General features: G+C 18.9%; 19 protein-coding genes. 8 read left to right on the top strand and 11 right to left on the bottom strand.

What is annotated here, in order from left to right:
• Window positions 1–5: 5 nt before the first annotated feature.
• Window positions 6–200, bottom strand: a complete 195-nt coding sequence (locus X271_RS02740; RefSeq protein ID WP_025208944.1) for a hypothetical protein — start codon at window positions 198–200, stop codon at window positions 6–8.
• Between the two features lie 126 nt (window positions 201–326).
• Between X271_RS02740 and ychF the strand changes: the two genes are divergently transcribed.
• Window positions 327–1,427: a redox-regulated ATPase YchF gene (gene ychF, locus X271_RS02735; RefSeq protein ID WP_200864063.1), complete on the top strand. Its 1,101-nt coding sequence runs from the start codon at window positions 327–329 to the stop codon at window positions 1,425–1,427.
• A gap of 11 nt (window positions 1,428–1,438) precedes the next feature.
• Here the strand turns inward: ychF and X271_RS02730 are convergent, their stop codons facing one another.
• From X271_RS02730 to X271_RS02715, 4 genes are all read right to left on the bottom strand, one after another.
• Entirely contained in the window at window positions 1,439–1,687 is a 249-nt protein-coding gene (locus tag X271_RS02730) for a hypothetical protein (RefSeq protein WP_025208942.1), read from the bottom strand.
• Window positions 1,688–1,816: 129 nt separating this feature from the next.
• Complete coding sequence (locus tag X271_RS02725) at window positions 1,817–2,140, bottom strand: hypothetical protein (protein WP_025208941.1); 324 nt, start codon at window positions 2,138–2,140, stop codon at window positions 1,817–1,819.
• A 173-nt stretch (window positions 2,141–2,313) separates the two neighbouring features.
• On the bottom strand, window positions 2,314–3,996 hold the full coding sequence (locus X271_RS02720) for a P-loop NTPase fold protein (RefSeq protein WP_025208940.1): 1,683 nt from the start codon (window positions 3,994–3,996) through the stop codon (window positions 2,314–2,316).
• 46 nt (window positions 3,997–4,042) lie between these two features.
• Complete coding sequence (locus X271_RS02715) at window positions 4,043–4,636, bottom strand: hypothetical protein (protein ID WP_025208939.1); 594 nt, start codon at window positions 4,634–4,636, stop codon at window positions 4,043–4,045.
• A 51-nt stretch (window positions 4,637–4,687) separates the two neighbouring features.
• Between X271_RS02715 and X271_RS02710 the strand changes: the two genes are divergently transcribed.
• The 4 genes from X271_RS02710 (at window position 4,688) to X271_RS02695 (ending at window position 9,828) form a co-directional block, all read left to right on the top strand.
• Window positions 4,688–5,299, top strand: a complete 612-nt coding sequence (locus X271_RS02710) for a hypothetical protein (protein WP_025208938.1) — start codon at window positions 4,688–4,690, stop codon at window positions 5,297–5,299.
• 905 nt (window positions 5,300–6,204) lie between these two features.
• The gene (locus X271_RS02705) at window positions 6,205–7,287 is read left to right on the top strand and encodes a DNA cytosine methyltransferase (RefSeq protein WP_025208937.1); all 1,083 of its coding nucleotides are present in this window, start codon (window positions 6,205–6,207) and stop codon (window positions 7,285–7,287) included.
• Window positions 7,277–8,332 (top strand): DNA cytosine methyltransferase, encoded by a 1,056-nt coding sequence (locus X271_RS02700; protein WP_038462289.1) that lies wholly within the window; start codon window positions 7,277–7,279, stop codon window positions 8,330–8,332. Before X271_RS02705 ends, X271_RS02700 begins: the two co-directional genes overlap by 11 nt.
• A gap of 20 nt (window positions 8,333–8,352) precedes the next feature.
• Entirely contained in the window at window positions 8,353–9,828 is a 1,476-nt protein-coding gene (locus X271_RS02695; RefSeq protein WP_025208935.1) for a hypothetical protein, read from the top strand.
• Between the two features lie 181 nt (window positions 9,829–10,009).
• Here X271_RS02695 and X271_RS02690 read toward each other — a convergent pair whose 3' ends face one another.
• From X271_RS02690 to X271_RS02670, 4 genes are all read right to left on the bottom strand, one after another.
• Entirely contained in the window at window positions 10,010–12,130 is a 2,121-nt protein-coding gene (locus X271_RS02690; RefSeq protein WP_025208934.1) for a hypothetical protein, read from the bottom strand.
• 4 nt (window positions 12,131–12,134) lie between these two features.
• A complete protein-coding gene (locus X271_RS02685; protein WP_025208933.1) occupies window positions 12,135–13,277 on the bottom strand; it encodes a DNA methyltransferase in 1,143 nt (380 codons plus the stop codon).
• A 28-nt stretch (window positions 13,278–13,305) separates the two neighbouring features.
• Entirely contained in the window at window positions 13,306–14,613 is a 1,308-nt protein-coding gene (locus X271_RS02680) for a DUF8370 family protein (protein WP_025208932.1), read from the bottom strand.
• A 170-nt stretch (window positions 14,614–14,783) separates the two neighbouring features.
• Window positions 14,784–16,514 carry a P-loop NTPase fold protein gene (locus X271_RS02670; protein ID WP_025208930.1) on the bottom strand — a complete coding sequence of 577 codons (1,731 nt, stop codon included), beginning with the start codon at window positions 16,512–16,514 and terminating at the stop codon, window positions 14,784–14,786.
• 120 nt (window positions 16,515–16,634) lie between these two features.
• Between X271_RS02670 and X271_RS02665 the strand changes: the two genes are divergently transcribed.
• Window positions 16,635–18,551, top strand: coding sequence for a hypothetical protein (locus tag X271_RS02665; protein WP_025208929.1), 1,917 nt, complete (start codon window positions 16,635–16,637; stop codon window positions 18,549–18,551).
• 910 nt (window positions 18,552–19,461) lie between these two features.
• Here X271_RS02665 and X271_RS03335 read toward each other — a convergent pair.
• Window positions 19,462–19,674 (bottom strand): hypothetical protein, encoded by a 213-nt coding sequence (locus X271_RS03335; protein ID WP_025208926.1) that lies wholly within the window; start codon window positions 19,672–19,674, stop codon window positions 19,462–19,464.
• Window positions 19,674–20,531, bottom strand: a complete 858-nt coding sequence (locus X271_RS02650; protein ID WP_025208925.1) for a class II fructose-bisphosphate aldolase — start codon at window positions 20,529–20,531, stop codon at window positions 19,674–19,676. The genes X271_RS03335 and X271_RS02650 overlap by 1 nt, the downstream gene beginning before the upstream one ends.
• 249 nt (window positions 20,532–20,780) lie before the next feature.
• Here X271_RS02650 and X271_RS02645 point away from each other — a divergent pair, with 249 nt between their 5' ends.
• A complete protein-coding gene (locus X271_RS02645; RefSeq protein WP_025208924.1) occupies window positions 20,781–21,860 on the top strand; it encodes a hypothetical protein in 1,080 nt (359 codons plus the stop codon).
• Between the two features lie 8 nt (window positions 21,861–21,868).
• On the top strand, window positions 21,869–22,303 hold the full coding sequence (locus tag X271_RS02640) for an RpiB/LacA/LacB family sugar-phosphate isomerase (protein ID WP_025208923.1): 435 nt from the start codon (window positions 21,869–21,871) through the stop codon (window positions 22,301–22,303).
• Window positions 22,304–22,319 lie beyond the last annotated feature (16 nt).

Genomic DNA, 22,319 nt, shown 5'->3' with positions numbered 1-22,319 from the left:
AGCAATTAAGCTTTATTTTTTTCTATACTTTTAAGAATTATTTTAATTTCATTTAAGTCGTGATCTAATATTATAAATTTTGTTTCTATTTTATTTTCTAAATTATTTAATCTATTATTTATATTATTTATTTCACTTTTTACATTTAGTATTTCATTTTTAATTCAACTGTTTTTTGTAGTAAAGAAATTTATTTTCATTTTTATTTCCTTATACTAATTTATTATTAATTATTTAAAATTCTTATTTTAAATATTATTTATTTACAATAAAACTATAATATTTAATATTTTAAATATTAATAATAATTATTTGGGAGAAAAGAAATGGCTATCAAAATTGGAATAGTAGGATTACCTAATGTTGGAAAATCAACTTTTTTTAATGCAATTACAAATTCAAATGTAGAAGCAGCAAATTATCCATTTGCAACAATAGAACCTAATGTTGCAATTTTAAATGTAGAAGATGAAAGAGCTTATAAATTAAAAGATATTTATGATTCCAAAAAAATAATTTTTACACAAGTTTATTTTTATGATATTGCTGGTCTTGTAAAAAATGCAAGTAAAGGAGAAGGATTGGGAAATAAATTTCTTGCAAATATAAGAGAAGTTGATCTTATTTTACATTTAGTAAGATTATTTCATGATGATAATACTATTCATGTAGATAGTAAGATAGATCCAATAAGGGATATAAATACTATCAAATTAGAACTTATTCTTAGTGATTTAGAACAAGTAGAAAAATGAATTACTAAAAATAAGAAAAAAATTGAAGGAGAACGAAAGGATCTTGATAAACTTCTTTTAATGAAAAAAATAAAAGAAGAATTAGAAAAAGAACAAGAAATTAAAGATCTTAAGTTTAACATAGAAGAAAATGATTTTATTAAGCAATTTAATTTTCTTACTAATAAAAAAGTAATTTATCTGGCTAATATAAATGAAGATAAATTAATTAATTATCAAGAAGATTCTCTTTTTCAAAAATATAATGATTATATTAATAAAAATAACTTAAATTCAATTGTAATTTCAGCTAAGATTGAAGATGAAATTACAAAAATAAATTCAATCGAAGAAAAAAAACAATTCCTTAATGAATATAAATTAAATGAAAAAGGAATTAATATAATTTTAAAAGAAGCATTTAAATTGCTAAATCTAGGAACATTTTTTACTTGTGGACCAGAAGAAATTCATCTTTGAAAATTTAAATTAGGAATCAAAGCACCAGAAGGGGCAGGAATAATTCATACTGATTTTAAAAAAGGATTTATAAAAGCAGAAATATTTTCTTATGATCAAATTATTAAATATAAATCAGAGGAGATTTTAAAAGAAAAAGGTCTCATAAAATTAGAAGGAAAAGATTATAAATTAAAAGATGGAGATATAGTTCATTTTAGATTTAATATATAAAAAAACAGAAATTAATTTCTGTTTTTTTGCAAGCTTTTTAAAATTATTTTAATTTCATTTAAATCATGATCAATTAATGTAAACTTTGTTTCAATTTTATTCTCTAAAGAATTAACTTTATTATCGAGTGCATTTACTTTATTGTCAAGGGTATTTACTTTATTATCAAGATTAATTAATTTACTATTTACATTACTTAATTCATTTTTTATTCAATTATTTTCAGATTGTTTTTTTGCGGAAATAAAACTTATTTTCATTTTAATCTTTTATAAATTAAAGACAAAAGATTAAAATTCTTATTTATTTTAAATTCATTATTTAAAAGAAAAAGATAAATAAGATAATTTAGATATAGTAAATTCAATATTTAAATAAAAAAAGAAGATTTATTCTTCTTTTTTATTTTTTACAAGTATTGTTGCTGTTCCATCTTTATTTTTTTTAATTCGAAAAAATTTTTTATTTGCAATTCCATATAATTTATCACCTTTTTCTTTAATTGAAAGGGGGTGTAAAATAATTCCATTTTCAATACTAACTTTACCTCCATAAATTTCAGGAAGAACAAGAGTTGAAGCAGAACAACATTTAGTATCTGAGCAACATTGACTTACAAATCTGCCAAATACATCATATCCTGTAAATTTAGTACCAAATTGTTTTTTTCATAATGCTTTTTTTTCAATTTTAGAAAAAATATCATTTTCCATTTATTAACCTCTTTTATATAAATATTTAATTATTACACTTGATAAATTATTATCAAATTATCAATCATATCTTTTATTTATTTTAAATTTAAAAAGATATGATAACTTTATATTATGTATTTATTTATAAATTTATTAAATACAGATATTATGTTAATTTTTTATAAATAAACTTAACTAAATAAACAATCAATAAAGTAATCAATATAATTTGAATTATCTCGTGAATAATCAAATTTTCTGTCCCACATATAATATTTATTTATTAAGTATAAATCAGTATCCTGATTTATACTTTTTATTTTTTCTTTATAATCTTGAATACTTTTTTCTAAATTCTTATAATCTAGATCTTTGTATCCTTCTTCAATATTATATATTTTTTGATTAATTAAATTTATTTGATTTTTGATTATTTCAATATTATTAATTTTCTTTTCAATTTCAATTTGTAATTGATTAATTTTTAAATTATCTTTATCTTCAAGACTCATTTCTTTTTCTAATTTTAAATTTAAGATTCTTAAATTATTATTTATAATTGAATAATTAGAATTTAATTTTTCTTTTACTGTAATTAATTCAATTTTTTTAAGATCAAATTTATTTAAATATTCTTTAATATCTTTTAAAATTTTATCAAACATAATTATTCATTCTTCATAATTATGTTTAAGATTTCAAGAATTATTATTAATTTGATTAATATAATTTTTAGTATCTTGATCGAAATTAATATTTTGATATTTTCTTTCTTTAATATTTAATTTTATTTGATTAAAAATTGCTTCTAATTGATTTAGATTTTCAATATATTTTTTAATTTCATCATTTAAGTATTTTTTGGCTTCGGTTACTGAACCTCATACATTTTTTACAATTTTATCTAATTTTAAATATTTATTATTTTCCTTAAAAATATCATTTTTATTGAATCTTTGTTCTACTTCTCTTATTGATAATTTTTGTCCATCTATTTCTGTATTTAAAATATTATTTATAATTACTGCTTCTTTTTGATCTACTCCATTATTTTTTAAAAAAGAAAGATAATCTTGTTTAAATTCAAATATTGGTAGATCAATATATTTTTCAATTGGATATTCATCATTTTTTTTATTTTCATTTCCATTTAATCTATTTATATTCATCGGTAATATAAAACAAAAATTATCAATTTGTGAGATTTTAAAGATTGCTTTTAAAATCTCTCAAGAATATTTTCCAATTCTTTCAATATTATCAAATATTATTAAAGTAGGTTCAATACTTTTAGATATTTCATTTACAATAATTTCTGTTTCATTTAGATCTTTAATTTTAAATTTTTCAAAATTAAATTTACCAAAATAATTTATTCAAGCAATTACTGTTGCATTAAAAAATTTTATTGCAAATTTATGTAATTTATTAAGTAAATCATTTTTATTATCTTGATCATATATTTTTGTAAGAATAAAAAATAATTCAGCCATTATTTCATCAGGAATATTTTTAGAATTAGAAAATTTAAAAATATCAAGAATGATGATATTTTTAAAGTTTTTAATATCTATTCTTTGATCGATAAAGTTTTTTGCAAATTGTTCAATAAAATATGTTTTTCCACTACCTCAAGGAGCATTTATGATTGCAATAGGAGATTTTTTTAATAATTTTTCTTGCGAAAAATAAACATGTTTATTGTTATTATATTTTTCAAATTTATCTTGTTCTTCTTTTAATTTATTTTTATATTTAAAATATTCTTTTTCTAATTCTAAAATAAATTCATTACTTGTATCAATTAATTTTTCGTCATCTTCTTTTACTATTAATTTTATTGAGTAACCTTTATTTACAATGAAATTTTCCATAATAATCCCTTTTTTAGATTATATAGAAATTGCTTTAGATTTATGATTAAATATAATTTTTTAATTTTTTAAAAGAATTATTTATAAAATTAATATTTATATTGTAATTAGTATTTAAAATTGATCTTAGATATTTATCAAAAGTATTTTTATTAATAAAATCTAAATTTCTTATTTTAATTAAATTATTAAAAATATTTTTAAATTCTTCAAATATTATTGGGTAAACAATATGATTTACTTTATTTCTTATTTCTCTTATTATGTTGTATTCATCTACCTTTAATTCTTGGATCATTTTTGCTAAATTTTCTGTATAAATTTTTTTAATTAAATTATTATTAAATTCTATTTTTTTAAAATCTATATATTTTACCCTTATATATTCTTCTAAGGAAGTTATTATTTTTTTAAGATTGTCTCGTATTCTTATATCAATAATTATGATTTTAGAAATATTTTCATAATTTATTTTCTCATTATTTTTTAATAAAAATTTTATTGCTAAATTGTATAATTGTACAGGTTTTCTTTCTAATTGAATTTTTAAATCTTTTATATCATCTTTTAATAATACATAATTATTTTTTGAGAATTCTTGTTTTAAAAATTTTATTTTTCTTTCAATAATTTGATTCATTATAATATTATTATAATTATTAAAAATAAAGGGGAATTAAATTAATTAATTATGAATGAGAAATGTAGATATGTTAGTAAAAAAGAAATTAAAGAATATAAAATTGAATTAGAAGATACAATTCCTAAAATTAAAGAAGAAATTAAAGCAAAATATGGAAAATCTTTTAATCATGCAATTGTAGGATCAGCAAGAAGAAATCTTGTTGTTCAAAGAAAAAATGGAATTTATGATGTTGATTATCAATTACTTTTAGATTCACCAATATTTAATAAAATTGATACATCAGAACTTAAATTATTTGTACAAAAATTATTTAAGAAATATCTAGGATATAAATATAATGTTAAATTATCAACATCTGTTATTACAATTTCTTCTAGAGATCAAAATAATAGAAAACATTTTGATATTGCTTTAATAAGAACAAATAAAGAAAACATGAAAGAAATTTTGCGTGGGAAAGAATCTAATAATATAAGATGAGAATTAGTTAAAAATTCTAATAATAAAATAAAAGAAATTAAGGGTAATGATTGAAATAAGTTAAGAGAAGTATTTTTAAATAAAAAATGTAGTAATTTTGAAAATAATTATTTAAATCAAAAAGAAACTTTATCAATTTATTTTGAATCTATTAAAGAAACTTTAGATTTACTATAATAATTTAATATCTAATAAAATAAAATATTATTAATATTTTAGAAAATTAAAATTTAATTATTAATTTATAAATTATAATTAAATATTGTAAATTTAAATATAAATAATTTAAGATATCTATAGATTAAAGAAAAATGTAATTTTAACAAAATTGTTTTTATAATGAATTTATTTTAGATTTAATATTAAAATTACTTATTAAATTAATTTAAAATATCATAAATTTTATTTAAAATTATTATTTTTAAAGTAATTTTAAAGATAATATTCCTCTATTTTCTTTAAGTATAAAATATTCATTTTTTTCTTTTTAATCAAAAATTTTTTAGAAATATTTTATAATTTTCTGTTCTATGTTTATTATTCGGTTTTATATTTTTATTTTCTTTATTGTTGAATTTTAATAATAAATATCTTATTCAGTTTTGTTTTATATAATTAACAAACTTTAAATAAATCGAAAAATTAAAAGTTAAGTTAATTTTTTAACATAATTCGGAGATGTTTAATATCCATTAGCTATAGGAACAGAAAAATAAAGTGATAATTCATTTTTCTTACTTTTCCATTAATTAATTCTAATGAAATAGCTAAAATAAAATTATTAATATTTTTTTTGATTTAATTAATAAATGAATCGATGAAGATAAATAATTTCCATAAACTTCTATTTTTAATAATATTATTCCAAAAATGTTATTTCTTTTCCGAAGAAAAGATCATATAATATATCTCTTTTTTGTAAATATTAATATATTAATTGTATATAAGTTGAAATATATCTAAATAAGTCTAAATAGAATGTAATTATTTTTTTAATTTAAACATTAAATTAGAAATAATTATTAGATATAATTTAAACATTAAATTTAAATATTTTTTTTATTTAAATAGGAATAAACTCAATGAATTTAGTTAAAATTAATGCCTTATCATTGTTTTCTGGTGCTGGAATAGCTGAGTTTGGCTTTAAAAATACAAAAGTAAAAATTATTTTGTCGAATGAATTAATTCCAATAAGAAATAAAGTGCATGAATATTGACATCCAAATACCAAAACAATATGTGGGGATATAACAGATGAAAATATTAAAAATAAAATTATTAATGAATCAATTAAAAAGAAAATTGATTTTATATTTGCCACTCCTCCTTGTCAAGGAATAAGTTTAATAGGGAAAAATAAGTCAAATGATCAGATGATCGCAGATAAGAGAAATTATTTAATATTTGATACTTTTGAAATAATTGATAAATTAAAACCTTCCTTTGTTTTGATAGAAAATGTTTCTAGATTTTTTAAGATAAAATTCATTATAAATAATGAATTATTAGGAATTAAAGAAATAATTATTAATAAATATAAAAAGGAATACAATATTGAATTTGATATATTTAATGCAAAAAATTTTGGTGTTCCTCAGCATAGAGAAAGAGCAATAATAAGAATGTGAAAAAAAAAATTTCGATGAATTGATCCTAAATCAGAAAAAATAATAACAGTATGAGATTCTATATCTAATCTTCCTAGTTTGGAATCCGGACAAAAATCAAACATTAAAAATCACAATGCTCGGAATCATATAGCATCTCATATTGAAATTATGAAACATACTCCTACTGGAAAATCTGCTTTTGATAACAAATTTTATTATCCTAAAAATAAAAAAACAGGAGAAAAATTAAAAGGTTATATGGCCACATATAAAAGAATTAATTGGAATAAACCTTCTCCAACTATTACTATGAGAAATGATTGTATTTCATCTCAAAGTAATGTTCATCCTGGCCGATTACTTTCAGATGGCACATACTCTGATGCACGTGTTTTAACTTTAAGAGAACTATTTATTTTAAGTAGTTTAGATCCCAATTTAAATGTCCCAAAATTTGTTTCTGATATTCAGATACGAAATATGATAGGAGAATCTGTTCCTCCATTATTAATAAATAAAATTTTAAAAGGGATAAAATATAATGACAAATAAGATAAATGGTATTTCTTTGTTTTCTGGTGCTGGTATAGGAGAGATGTATTTAAAAGATGTTAATATAGATATTAAAATAGCGAATGAATTAATTTTCTCAAGAGCTAAATTGTATACTTTTTTTTATCCAAAAACAAAAATGATTATTGGCGATATTACTAAAAAAGAAATATTAGATCAAATAAATTTTGAGATAAAAAATAATAATTGCAAATTTTTAATTGCTACTCCTCCTTGTCAAGGAATGAGTACTTTGGGCAAAAAAGATTATGAAAATGATGAAAGAAATTATTTAATTTTTTATGTAATTGAAATTATAAAAAATAATAAATTTGACTATATAATTATAGAAAATGTTCCAAAATTTTTAAATTTTTTGTTTCCTTATAATAATAATTTTTATACAATATTTAGCATTTTAATTCAGGAATTTGGAGATATATATAATATAAAAAAATTTATTTTAAATTCTTGTAATTATGGCGTTTCACAAAACAGATCAAGAGCATTTATAAAAATGTGAAAAAAAAATCTTAATTGATTTAATCATAGTGAATCAAAAGAAATAAATCTTAAAGAAGCAATAGGATTTTTGCCAAGTCTAGAATCTGGTGAATCATCAAATATTAAGTGACATTATGCAAAAAAACATAATGATAGAGATATATTAGCTATGAAGCATACTTCAACTGGTAAGTCTGCTTTAAAAAACGATTTTTATTATCCCAAAAAAATTAACGGGGAAGCAATTAAAGGATTTCATAATACTTATAAAAGAATGCATTGAAATAAACCTTCTCCAGCAAGAACAATGAATTCGGGTAATATAGGAGGTCATAATAATGTACATCCTGGTCGATTACTTTCAGATGGTACATATTCTGATGCTCGTGTTTTAACATTAAGAGAATTATTTATAATTAGTTCACTACCTCCAGATTTAGATTTACCAAATTGATGTACAGATACTTTTATTAGAAATATTATAGGAGAAGCAATTCCTCCTAAATTTTTAAAAGAAATTATTAAAGGAATTAAAAAATAAATTTAATTTATTTTTATAAAATGGAAAGAAAATTTAAAGATAGATGAGTTTTTCAAAAGAATATAAGTTCAGAAAAGCAAATAGTACTTTTTTTAAAATCAATTAAAGAAAATAATAACGTTTTGAATAAAAAATATTTAAAATATGATTTAAAAGAAAAAAATATTTATAAAGGTCGGAGTGAAAATGGTTCAGAGAATACTATTGGAATTAGATTGAGTCAAATGTTTTTTTATATGTTTGGTTATAAAAAAAATAATAGCAATTTTTTTATTCCTACTCAGACAACTTGAAATATTTTAAACAAGAAAAATGAAGATGAAAATTTTATAAGAAAAAATATGTTAGTTAATTTATTTTCTATTCAATTTCCAGCACCATATAGTAAAGTTAATGAACATTTTTCAATATTTGTTGGACGATTAATTATTAAATTAATGTTAAATGATTCTTTGGAATATAAAATTTTTATTGATGAGTTTATATGATTTTTACCTTTTATTAAAAAAATAAATAAGATAACTTATGAAAAATTGGTTAATGATATATTAGATTTTAGAAAATTACCATTTGAAAAAAAATTAGAAAAATTTAAGCAAATAAAAGATTACAATCATTTATTTGCTAACTGTTTGCATGAATCAAAATATTTTTTTTTAAAAATATTTTCTCAATTTGGAGTAATTAATTTAAAAGGTGATAAATATCATAATAGTGGTAATTTTTTTAAGTTTAAACATGGATCAACAAATACTTATAGAAATAATAAAATTGATAGTTATTCAGGATATATTGAATTAAATAAAAATCTTAAAGAAATATCTCATGAATTATTAAGTAAGTATTCTTTATTTAATGAACCTATTTCCCCTAAAAATACTTTTGGATTAGAAGATTTTAAATTAAAATTATATGAAAATGAATTATTAAAATATTTAGCAATAGTATTTCCGGAATATAATGAAAAAATTGAAATAATTTCTTTAATAAATAATATGACTGAAAAATCAAAATATGGTTCTTTAGATGGTAAAGAATTTGAAAATTCTTTAAAACCAATTTTTAAATTATTTAGAGAAGAAATATCTACTGAAATTATAAGTGGATCAGGCGATACTGATTTAATTTTTATTTTTAGAGATTTTAATGATCAAGTTAATAAAATTAATATTGAAGCAAAAAGCAGAAAATCTTATAATAATTTGCAATCAACACGAATACAAAGACATATTGAAAAAAATAATTCTAAATATTGTTTAGTTATTTCTCCTAAATTTTCAAATTCTAATTTTTTAGATATTGAAAAATATAAAATTGTCACTTTAACATCTAATATTTTAGCACAATATTGTTCTAAAGAATGTTTATCCAATAAAGATAAATTAGCTTCTTTTTCAGATATAAATAAAATTGCTCTAAAAAATTTAGGTTCAGATATTTCAGATTTTCTTGAAGAAATTATTGAAAATAAGTACGGATATAAAAAAATTTTATAAGTTCATTATCAAAATTAGATTTTATTATTTATGATTGAATACCTTTAATAAGTTAATCTAAATTAGCTTCTGTTTCTCTATTTAATACTAGTAATTTTTTTGTTTTATCAGATATCTCTTTAATTATTTTAATTAATTTATTATAACTAAATTTTATTATTAATTTTTAAAAAAATATAATCTATAAAATTAAACTTTCTTGATTTATTTTTGATATATATTCTTTTTTATTAACCATTTCTTTTTCAATATTTTCTTCTATAAAATCAATAATAATTCTTAATTTATCCAAAAATTTACTTACCAAATTTATTATTTTTTCAAAATATTTTCTATTATCAATATTTTCTATTCTTTTTAAAATTGGTAAGAAATTATGCAAAACATAATTTCTTAAAGGTTTTTTATTTCAATCATTATCTTCCATCTCATTATCTTCATAATTTATTTTGTTTATATCAATTCATATTTTTTCTAATTCATTATAATAATTTTTTAATTCTTTATCTTCAATTAATAGATCTTTTTTAATATTTAATTTATTTTTTGATTTTATCTTTTCTTCTTCTACTAATCAAGATAAAATTTCATTATGAAATTCTTTTTTATTTAAATAATTTATTTTTTGATTTTTATCATAATTATCTATATCATTTAAAATATTATCTAATCATTTTTCAAAATTATCTTCTGAGTTTTTAATATTTTTAAGAAAATTTATTTTTGAATTTTTGAAATTAAATTTTTTTAAAAGATCTTCTTCAATGTTTTTATTTTTTAATCCACTAATTTTAGTTAAAAAGGTATTTAAATAATCAAAAATTATTCTTAATCCACCAAATACACCAATTATATGTTTTAATATTTTTTCATTTTTATTATTTGAGAATATTATATTGCTGTCAGGTATTATCAATCATTTTAATTCGTATTTAGTTACTCAATTTATTATTTTCTTAAAATTTTGCAAAGCACAATAAATATTTTTTAATTCATTATTATATCTATCCAATCCATTTATTTTCTTAAATTTATAAATATATTTATTTTTTTCTGGAATTATTTTTTTTTCATTTTCTTTTTTGATTTTATAAATTGAATTTTCTGCTTCTAAAATTTCATCTATATATTCATTTTTTCTATTTTTTTCTTTTCATTTTAAATGCGAAAATTTTAAATTATATTCTTCTTCTCCAAAAAAATTTGATAATTTATAATGTTCTTTTTCATTTTTTCATCCCCTTGTTGTAAAATTTCCATTTTCAAAATTTTCAAATAAAAAATTAGCAACCTCTTCTCATTTACCATTTTTTATTATTGGATTATATTTAATATATTCTAATTTTATTTGCTTTTGTAGTGTCTTTTTATTTCCATTTTTACCTAATATTTTTAAAGTAGAGGGTGAAATTTCAATTGCAGATATTTTATAATTTTTATTTTCTATAATTTGATTTCTTTTTTCCTTATTTAGAGAATTTAATAATTTATTAATTCAATTTGCGGATCTTAAATCTCTATCAATTTTTTTTAGTGAAATTTGATAATCTTTTGATATTTTTCTAATAATATTTTCTGTATTATTATATTTATTTTCGTAATTTTTGAAAATATCTAAATAGCTCTTTAAAACTAATAATCTATTTCAATCTTTTTTACCCTTTATATTGGGAATCATGTGTTTATTTCTCAATCTTTTTAAAATTTTATCTTTAGTTTTTTCAAAATTAAAACAGTCATTTTTTAGATCTGTTTCTTTGCATTTATTAAAGAATGTATAAATTGATAAATCATTATTTTTTAGATCATTTTCATTTATTTTTTCATTTATTTTTTTAATAAATTTCTTATTTTTATTAATACATTTATTTTTTTCTTCTAAATTTGCTATATTTTTGCAAATATTTTCGGAAATTTTTTCTTTTTGATTAAAAAATATTTTTCTTAAATTATTAATATTTAAAATAATTTTTAAAAATAAAGTTCTTCTATTTCCTTCCAAAACATAATAATTGTTATATTTTGTTTTTATTGCTCATATTCTATCAATATATTTATCATATCCATTATCAATAAGGCTTTCGAATAACTCATAAGAATCTTCTAAATTTTCTTCACTAGAAAATATTTTCATTAGCACTTCTATTTCGTTTTCTTTCTTAAAGGTTTCATTATAGATATTTTCTATTGAAAAATTTTCTTTTTCATTCCCGAAATATGTAAATCTTGGATTAATTGGTAATAATTTAAGATTCTTTAAATTTAATTTTTCTTCTTGTTCAAAAACATATTTTTGTTCCATAATTTTATATTCTTTCTATTATAAAATATCAATCATAATTTATTAATTTGCCTACTTTTGCTTTTCCCATTTGTCTACTTAATTTTAAATTATTTTTTTCCTTTTTCATTCTTTCCAATAATTTTAAATTTTTTATATCCAAAATTATTTCTCTCATTATTTTATCAATTTGAATTTTTTTATTTTCTAAATCTCCAATTACAATTATCATTGTTCCGTTAGGATCCAATATTTTTTTCATTTCAATTAAAAATTTTTTTAAAAAATTTTTGTAATTTTCTTTATTATGTTTATCATCAAGTTTTATTTTTTTATTTTCTTCTTTATTAAATCCTAATAATCAATATCTTAATCAATTTTGTTCTACATAATTAACTGCATTTAAATATGGAGGAGATGTAAATATTAATTTTGGTTTTTTGTTTTTTATAAATTCACTTGATTTTAAAGCATCTTCATTAAATATTTTAGATTTAAATTTAAGATTATTTATTTTATTATTTTTAAGTTTTACTATTATTCTATTAATTATTTGCTCAAAAATATCAGTTTTAGGAAGAATTAAATTATATTTATTTTTATAATTTTTTACATAATTAGGAGACATTGAATATCCATTGGGCATAGATATTGAAAAATAAATTGTTGAATTATCCTTTCTAATTTGTCCGTGCATTAAACCTAAAGCAATTGCTAAAATAAAATTATCAATTTGATCTAATTTTCTATAATTTTTACCTATTTTTTCTCTTAAGAAAAATAATTGATTTAAATTATACTTACTATAAAAATATTTAACATCCTTAAAATCTTTTTGTTCTAAATCTATTTTATTAATATTACTTCATTTTATATATTCATTTTTTAATTTATTTACTCTTTTTATTATTTTATCTAAACTATAATTAATTGTTTTTGATTTTGTTAAAACATAAGCTAAAGGAGCTAAATCATTTCCTATTGCTTTTCTTTCTAAAAGTAATGATTCTAATATTGTTGTTCCTCTTCCAGAGAAGGGATCATATACAGTATCTCCTTTGTTAGTATATTTTTTTATATATTCATTCGGAATATTGTGAGGAAACATTGCTAAATAAGTGCAAATTGAATGTAATTCATTTTTATAGTTATTTGTTTTTGTTTGCATTATTATTTATTATAGCTTTTATTAAAATTTAACTCCCATTTATTATAGATTTACTAAATTTTTTTCTATAATTATCTTTATTTTTAATAGTTTTTTTTATATAACTATCTTCGTTTTTAATATTGTTTTTTCTAATAATTTGTCTTGTATTTAAATACATAATGCTTACATTTTTTAATTCATTTTTTTCATTAAATTTTTGTCTTGTAATTACGATATTTATTGGAAAATTTGAATATTTACTACTTTTAAAAATTTCTCTTTTAAATTCTTTAATTGCTAAATTTTCAATATTTAAATTACTATTGAAAAGAAATATTTCTTCATTTCTTATAAAGTATTTTTTTATTATAATTTCTCCATTTTCTTTTTTTAAAATTAAAACATTTCTATTTAAATTATTTTTTCTTAAAACTTCACGATTGCTTAAAAATAAATTAATTTCTCAATTTTTCTTTTCTAATAAAAAGTTAAAATTTTTGTCAAAATTTATTTGTTTAATTTCATTTTTTAATTTTAAAAATTCCTCAGATGCCTTAATTTTTTTAAAATTTAATCATTCATTTCTTTTTTCTGAAAAAGATGACCTAAAATTTGTTTTAAATGCTTCTTTTTCATCTTCTTTATAATCAAAATGAATATCATTTTTATTTATAAATTTTTTAAATATACTTTTTTCAAATTCTTTTCCTAAACTACCAATAAATTCATCAACAATATTTATGGGAATTAAAAAAGGGAATGCATCAATATTTGTATTGTTATTTATTTTATAATTTTCTTGTAGTGATTTTATTATTAAATTTTCTTTTAATCCCTTTTCTTTTTCTATTTTATTAAAAATTATTTTTGTAAACTCTTTTATTTCTTTTTCCTTTGTTATTAGAACAAAATCTGTTATTAAATCTTCTCCAATACCAGATAATTTTTCTGGATTAATAATTTTTTCTAATTTTATTAAAGAATTATCTTCTAAATTTTCTTTTGCATTTAGTTTTTCAAGGAAAAATTGTTTTATTTTTTTTGATCTTTCTGATCCCGATGCTTTTCCATTTTTAGATTCTTTTGAATATCCAAATCCTCAATCTTTTGGTTCTGATTTATTTTCTGGTGAATTTATTAATTCTTCAATTGAAATTTTAAAATATTTTTTTGCATTTAATTTTTTTAATTCTTTATTATCAAAATCAAATTCATTTGATAATAATTCTCCTAAATTAATAAAAGCCTTTATATCTGAATTTCCATATAAGAAAACAGGAGGTATTTCCAAATCATATTTATATCTTATTTCTTCATTTATAACTATAAGATTTTCTTGTGTTAAAAAAGTCATTTTATTTTCCTTTTACATTATCATTAATAAATTTAATATTATTTTTTAAAATAATCATTTTTTCTTCAATATTATTTTTTTCATTTATTTTATCTTTTTTAATAATTCAATATTATCTTGTAAATGATAAAATGCAATTGTTTATTATAAATGAAGTATATTTAATATTTCTAATAATTAATATTTAAAATTTTTTCTGATATTTTATTTATAAATATATTCTTTTCATATAAATTTAAATTTTCCTTTATTTCTAATAACTCTAAAAAAATATTTATTAAATATTTGTTAACATTTTTAAATAAATTATTTTCATTAGTTTTATATTTTTTGGACAAATCACTTAAATTTTTAAAATTATCATAAAAATTTAAATTTATTAGTTTTTTCTTGATATTTTCAATATTTATTGAATCATTTCTTATTTCTTTATTAAGATTGAAAATGTCCTTATTATGCTTATTAATTGCATTTTTAAAATTTTCAATTTCTACATAATTTATTAATTCTAAATCTTTTTGTTCTTCTTCTTTGTTTAATTTTATTAAATTAGATATGTTTTCCTTGATCTTTTCTATTTGAATTTTCTTATTTTTTATATCCTTTTCATATTTTTCAATTTTATTTTTATCTCTTTTTTCATAATCTTTTAATTCTTTTAATACTTCATTAAAATCATTAAATCAATCTTTATAATCAAAACTTCATTCATATTTATAAAATTTTTCAACTAATAAATTAAGATTATTTGTTTCATTTTCATAATTATTACTATATTTAATTGAATATTTTTTTATAATTATTTTTTTGAATTCGTCATAGTTGTTTTTTAATTCAATGATTTTTAAATAAAATTCTTCTAAATCATTATATAAATATTTTTTTGCTTCCTCGACTGAACCTCAGATTTTATTTACTATTTTTTTTATTTTTTCATACTTATTTTCTATTTCTTTAATATTTTCTTTATTAAATCTTTGTTCTACTTCTCTAATTGATAATTTTTGTCCTTCTATTTCCTTATTTAAAATTTTATTAATTGAATTTGCTTCTTCGTTTTTAAATCCAAATTTTTTTAAAAATGATAAATAATCTTGTTTAAATTTAAAAAAAGGAATATCGATATATTTTTCTATAGGATATTCGTTATCAACATCATATTCATTTTCTTTTAATTTTTTAGTATTCATTGGTAAAATAAAACAAAAATTATCAATTTGAGATATTTTAAAAATTGCTTTAAGTATTTCTCAAGAATATTTTCCAATTCTTTCAATGTTATCAAATACAATTAGTGTGGGTTCAATAATGTTTGATATATCTAATAAAAGATTTTTTATTTCCTTTTCTTCTTTTGGTTTAATTTTTTCAAGATCCAATTTTCCAAAATTATTTGCTCATGAAAGAACAGTTGCGTTGAAAAAAAGTCTTCCAAATTTTTTAAGTTTTTCTTTTAAATTATTTTCTTTAGTTCCATATTTTATAGCAAGAATATAAAATAATTCAGATATTATTTCATCTGGTATATTTTTAGAATTTGAATATTTTCAAGAATCTAAAATTATTATATTTTTAAAAATATTTGTTTTTATATTATTATCAATAATATGTTTTGCTAATGATTCAATAAAAAAAGTTTTACCACTTCCTCAAGGAGCATCGATAATTGTTAAGGGAGATTTTTTATCTATTTTTTCATTAGAAAAATAAACTGAATTATTGTTTAAATATTTTTCTATATTTTTATATTCTCTATTTAAATTTTCTTTATATTTCTCATATTCTTTTTCTAATTCATTTATAAATATTTTTCCTGCATTAATTAATTCGTGATCATCTTCTTTTACAATTAAATCTATAGAATAACCCTTAGGTATAATAAAATCTTTTATTTTTTCCATTTCTTTTATTTTCTTCTCTTAATTATTTTTTAATTCTTATTTTTATAAATTTATTGTTTGTTTTTTAAATTATATAATTTAAATATTATTTTTTAAATTAAAAATAATTAGGAGATTTAGATGGAAATTTTATTATTTCAAAATACAAAAATTCAAAAAAATAGGGTAATTAGAATGAGGATATCTAATTATCTAAAATCTTTAAATTCATTTCAAATTACAGATACTTTAATTAGTGATTTGAAATGGAATAGTTTTAAATTAATTATTAATAATTCTGAAATTAATTTTGATTATTTTTTTAATAATTCTGAAATTATTGATTTAATTCAGGTTAAAAATTATCCTTTTTTCAATAAAAAAAATTTATTGCAAGAAAATTTAACTTATTGAAATATAATTAAAATTAATTATATAAGTGATAATGAATTAGAATTAGAATTAGAAATTAATTGATTACAGTCTTATAATTTATCAAAATTAATTGATATTTTTACAAATTTTTCAGTTGAAAGATGTCATATAAATTTTAAAAAACAATTTAATTCTGATAATGAATTATTATATGATTCAATTTTACAAAATGATCAACCATCTGATAATTTTGATATTGAAAAATATTTTTTCAATGATATTTTAAATTCTACTCAAAGCCAAAATATTTCTGACGGTTTTGGTATTCAAAAATGATTATTAATATTTATTAATAAAGAATATATTGAAAATTTAGAATCAGGAGATATTTTACATTTCAAAAAAAGCAAAAGAAATGAAAATGATACTATTCAACAAATTGATAAGGTTTATAATGTAATTTTTAGTCCTATTACAAGTATTGGTAGTAAAATGAAAATATTTGATTTATTAGGTAATTTAATTGCAGAAATATCTGGAAAAATATCTTATGAGTGAGCTAGAAATTTACCAGATAATGAAATATTAAATATTACGGTTGTCGATAATTATCCTTTAGGAAATATTGGAGAATGATCTGATATTTATGGCGGATTGGTTTTCAATAATGAAGATGTAGGTTTCGTAGAAGATGTAAATAGTGGTAAAGCTCTTGGAATAGTATTAAAAAACTTTAAAAATGATGATGATAATATGGATAAAAAACAAATTATAGGACAATTAAAAATTATGGATTCAGATTCTATAATTAATTATTCTGAAAATAATAAAAATATTGGAGATAATTGAGATTACAATGATGAAGAAATATTAAATTTTTATCCTTTTAAGCAATTTGAAATATCTGGTCAAAATGAAAATTTTGGTAGTGGATTATCTTTTTCTCAAAAAGATTTACCAAAATTAAAAAAAGATAATATTATTGCAAATTATTTTTATAGTTTTAGTCCTTTTTCTTGAACTATTAATTTAAAATTATTATCTTCAATTGAAGATAAAAGATATTGACTTGAAATTAATAGAGATTTTCAATTATGAAAAAATACAGATCAATATTTAAAATATAAACAAAATTCTACTTTAAATGGTAAAGGTGATTATTTAGTTCCAACAATTGGATTAGGAATGGGTGCTTTATTAACTTTTTTTACAGATGGAATTTGGGCCGGGGCATGAGCAGGACTTGCTGCTAGTTCTGCGCTAAATGAAATTGATACTTTTTTAAATCATAAATCTATAAAAAATGAATCAAATTCTATTTCTAATTCTGGAAAAGAATTAGAAAATGAAGCTTTAAAAGGATTTAATTATACTTCTTTAAAATTAATTATGCCTAATTTCTATGCAATTAAATCAATTGCTTTTGAATTTCATAAAAAAGGAATATATTATTTTAATTATTTTTCTAACTTATTTGAAATTCTAAATTCAAAAAAAAATTTTATATATCTAAAAATTTCTAAAACAGAAGATATAAAAATTTTTAATCAAAATGTTTTTGAATATGAAAAACAAGAAATTTTAAAATTATTAAAAAAAGGAGTTCATTTTTGAAATTATTATAATAATAAAATTGATATGATTTTTAATTTTAATTATTCTAATCCAGATAATGATGATTAAAATATATTTTGAATTATAATTATGTTATGGAAATATTTTTTTTAATATTAGGTATAGTTGGTTTTATTTTTGCATTATCAATGCTATTTTATAAATCAAATAAAGAAAAAAATTCTAAAAAAAATAAAAAAAATAAATAAAATCTTTCTATAATTAATCTTTTAATTCATTTAAATTTTGAATTAATAATTCTATTTGTATAATACTTAAATTAAAAATGATATAAAAATTTCTTGAAAAAGAGTATTAAAAAAATTAATTCTTATTTCTGCTTGTAAAGTTTTATTTTTAATTTTGCAACTTCTTTTGTTTAATTTATTCCTTCTTGAAAGATTTTTCTTAGATCAAAAGCATCAGGATTTTTATACATATATTCTAAAATTCCGCAATTTTTTTTAAATTCACTATCAAAATTGGCTTTTCTTCTTCTTATTTTTAAAGTTTTATTAATTTGATTTAAAGGAACTCTTTTTCTCCTATATAATACTATTGGTTTTTTGTTTTATCATACATTTCTTTAATTAAAAAGATATTTATTTTTGGTTGTTTTACATAAAAACCGTTAATAATTACCACAAGAATAACTAACATATCAATATTTATAATATTAATAAATATTAATAGCATCTTTTACTTTTGCAAAATGATCAACTTCTTCTTCTATTATTTTCTTTCTCCTCAATCATTCCAAGTTATTCTTCTAATGATATATCTTGATCTTTTATTAATGATTTTACTTTATTTGTAATTTTAATATTTTCTTCAAATTATAGTATAGAAGTAATTAGTATGTATTTTGCTTTTCATAATAAATTTATATATTTATATTTTTTCTATTTTTGTTCTATTTTCTTGAAAATTTTTGATTTTTCTATTTTTTGTCATTATAAAATTTTACTAATTTAATTATTTATTTATAATTTGCATTTAAACTTAAATTAAATATATCAAAATTAAAATATGTATTTAAAATACTTATAATAAATAATACTAATAAAATTAATAAAATTATTACTCCTCCTGCTTTTAAAAAAATATTTTTAGATTCAAAGAAAAATCAAATAATTCAACAAGCGAATATAAACATTAAAATTTGATAAAATATATTTCAAAATATATCCATTATCTTAATCAATTTTTTCCATCTGCTTGTACAGCTTTTATCTTACTTTTTGCTACTTCTTTTGCTTGATTAATTCCTTCTTGGAAGATCTTTCTAAGATCAAAAGCATCAGGATTTTTATACATATATTCTAATATTCCACAGATAATTGCTTTTTTAAGTTCGCTATCAAAATTAGCTTTTCTTATTCCTGCTTGTACAGCTTTAGTAATTTGATTTAAAGGAACTCCTGTTCCGCCATGTAATACTAGTGGTTTTTTTGTTTTATCATATATCTCTTTAATTAAAGAGATATTTATTTTAGGTTCTTTTACATAAAAACCGTGACTAGTACCACAAGCAATAGCTAGCATATCAATATTGGTATTATTAATAAATTTAATAGCATCTTCTACTTTTGTAAAATGATCAGCTTCTTCTTCGATATCATCTTCTTTTCCGCCTATCATTCCAAGTTCTGCTTCTAATGATATATCTTGATCTTTTATTAATGATTTTACTTTATTTGTAATTTTAATATTTTCGTCAAATGGTAATGTAGAACCATCTATCATAAGGGAAGTATATCCAAGTTCTAATGATCTTTTATGATATTCAATATTTCTTCCATGATCTAAATGAACAGCAACAGGAACTTTTGCTTTTTTTGCACTCGCAATTGCAATTGCTGCTAATTCTTCATGACCAGCATAATTTATTCCTCCTTCTGTTGTTTGTAAAATGATTGGAGCATTTAATTCTTCTGCAGCTTCTATTGCTGCTTTAGCTCCTTCTAAATTTACTATTCCAAAAGCAGGAATCGCATAATTTCTTTTTATTGCATCTTTTATTAAAATTTTTCCTTTTACAAGTGGCATTTTTTCTCCATTTAAAATAATAAAAATCTTATTATCTTTTTATTTTTAATATACTATTTTTTGCTTAAAAATTGATATTAAAAATTAACTTGTCTAGACAAATTTAAAATAATTAAGACAAAAACAAAACAATAATTTTAGAAAGTATTATTATTTATTTGTAAAGGTAAATATAAAGAATTATATAAAAGGGGATTTTTATAAAAAAATTTAAATAAAAATAAATATAAATGAGGAAGAAGATACAATATGAGTAATAATTCACCCCCCCCCTCAAAAGAAAATAAGGAAAAATCAAAAGAAAAAACGGAAGTTAAAAAAGCAGATCAAAAAGATATTACTTCTGCTGCTCATCGTGATTCCTTTATTGATTTTTCAAGATTTCTTAAACCCAAACAGTGATCACAAGAAGATTTCACTTTATATACAATGATTATATTTATTGGAATTTTATTAGTTATCTCTGTTGTAAATATAATTTTATTTGGTGTTGGTAATAATTCATCAAATCAAACCGCTTTTGGTAAAACAATAAATGGAAAATATGGAATAGTTACGGAAGATGGATTTTCTAAAAGTAATGCATTTTACATAATTTCCTGATTTTTACTATTTTTATCATTAATTGCATCTGTTTGTCAATTTATGGCAAATATCTTTTTAATTAAATTTTCAAAAAGATTTATTTGATGAAATCAAATTTCTATGACTTCATTTTTAATTGTTGATGTTGTTTATGGAGCATGATGAATTGCTATTTCACAAATAATTGGACTTGTTCTTGGACAGTGACGTTATTTTGAATGAGAAAAACAAGATCAAAAAGTAGATCTAAATCCATATTTATCACAAATGAATTATAAATGATGAGGAATTTGTCTTGCAATTGCTGCAGTTTTTGTTGTTTTTTCTTTATTATTAATTACACCTGTAATTTTTACAGATACTAAAACATTTTATAGTTATGCAACAAATCCTGATACAACACTTGATAATTACACTCAAATAAGTAATGAATTTGGACAAATAACATATAGTTATACGATCGAATCGGGTGTAGTATATGATGTTGCTCCTTATTGAGATATGGTAGTAGGAATTTTCCAAGTAGTTGGATTAATTCTTCTTACTAAAAAAACATACTGAGCTTGAATTTCATTTGAAGTTGCAATGATTGCACAAATGGTAGTTTATTTTGAATCAGGAAACTTGATATTATCAATTCAAAGTATCTTATTATTTATTTCTAATTTATTACCTTTATATTACTGATTTACAATGAACAAAAAATCAGCAAAACAAGTAAAACAAGCAAAAGCAACAAATTAAGGAAAATTATGAAGATTTTTATTGTAAGTAAAGATAGATTTCAAGGTTATTCTAATAATCTGAAAAACTATTTAGAAAAAAGATTAAGAAAAGATGTTGAAATCTTTCTATTTGAAGATGAACTTGCTTACTTAAAAAAAGTAACAGAGATAAGCAGAAAAATAGTAGAAAAAAATGGAGAAGACCGATTGATTACAATTGATGAATCTGGTGGTCTTGGTTTTGCAGCTTCTGCAAAAGTAAAAAAAATGATCGTAGCACAATGTGCTGATGAACATTCAGCACATATGACTAGAGAACATAATAATGCAATGGGGATTGCACTAGGGGCGAATATTACAAGTATTTATCTTGCAAAAGAAATTGCGAGACTCTTTTTAGAAACAAAATTTGCGGCTGGAAGACATATGATAAGAATAGATATGCTCAATAAATTAGCGTAAAGATAATAGAAGGAAA

This window comes from Candidatus Hepatoplasma crinochetorum Av (genome assembly GCF_000582535.1).
In the GTDB taxonomy this organism is placed as follows: Bacteria; Bacillota_I; Bacilli_A; order Mycoplasmatales; family Hepatoplasmataceae; genus Hepatoplasma; species Hepatoplasma crinochetorum.
This window is presented reverse-complemented; position numbering and strand designations above follow the sequence as displayed.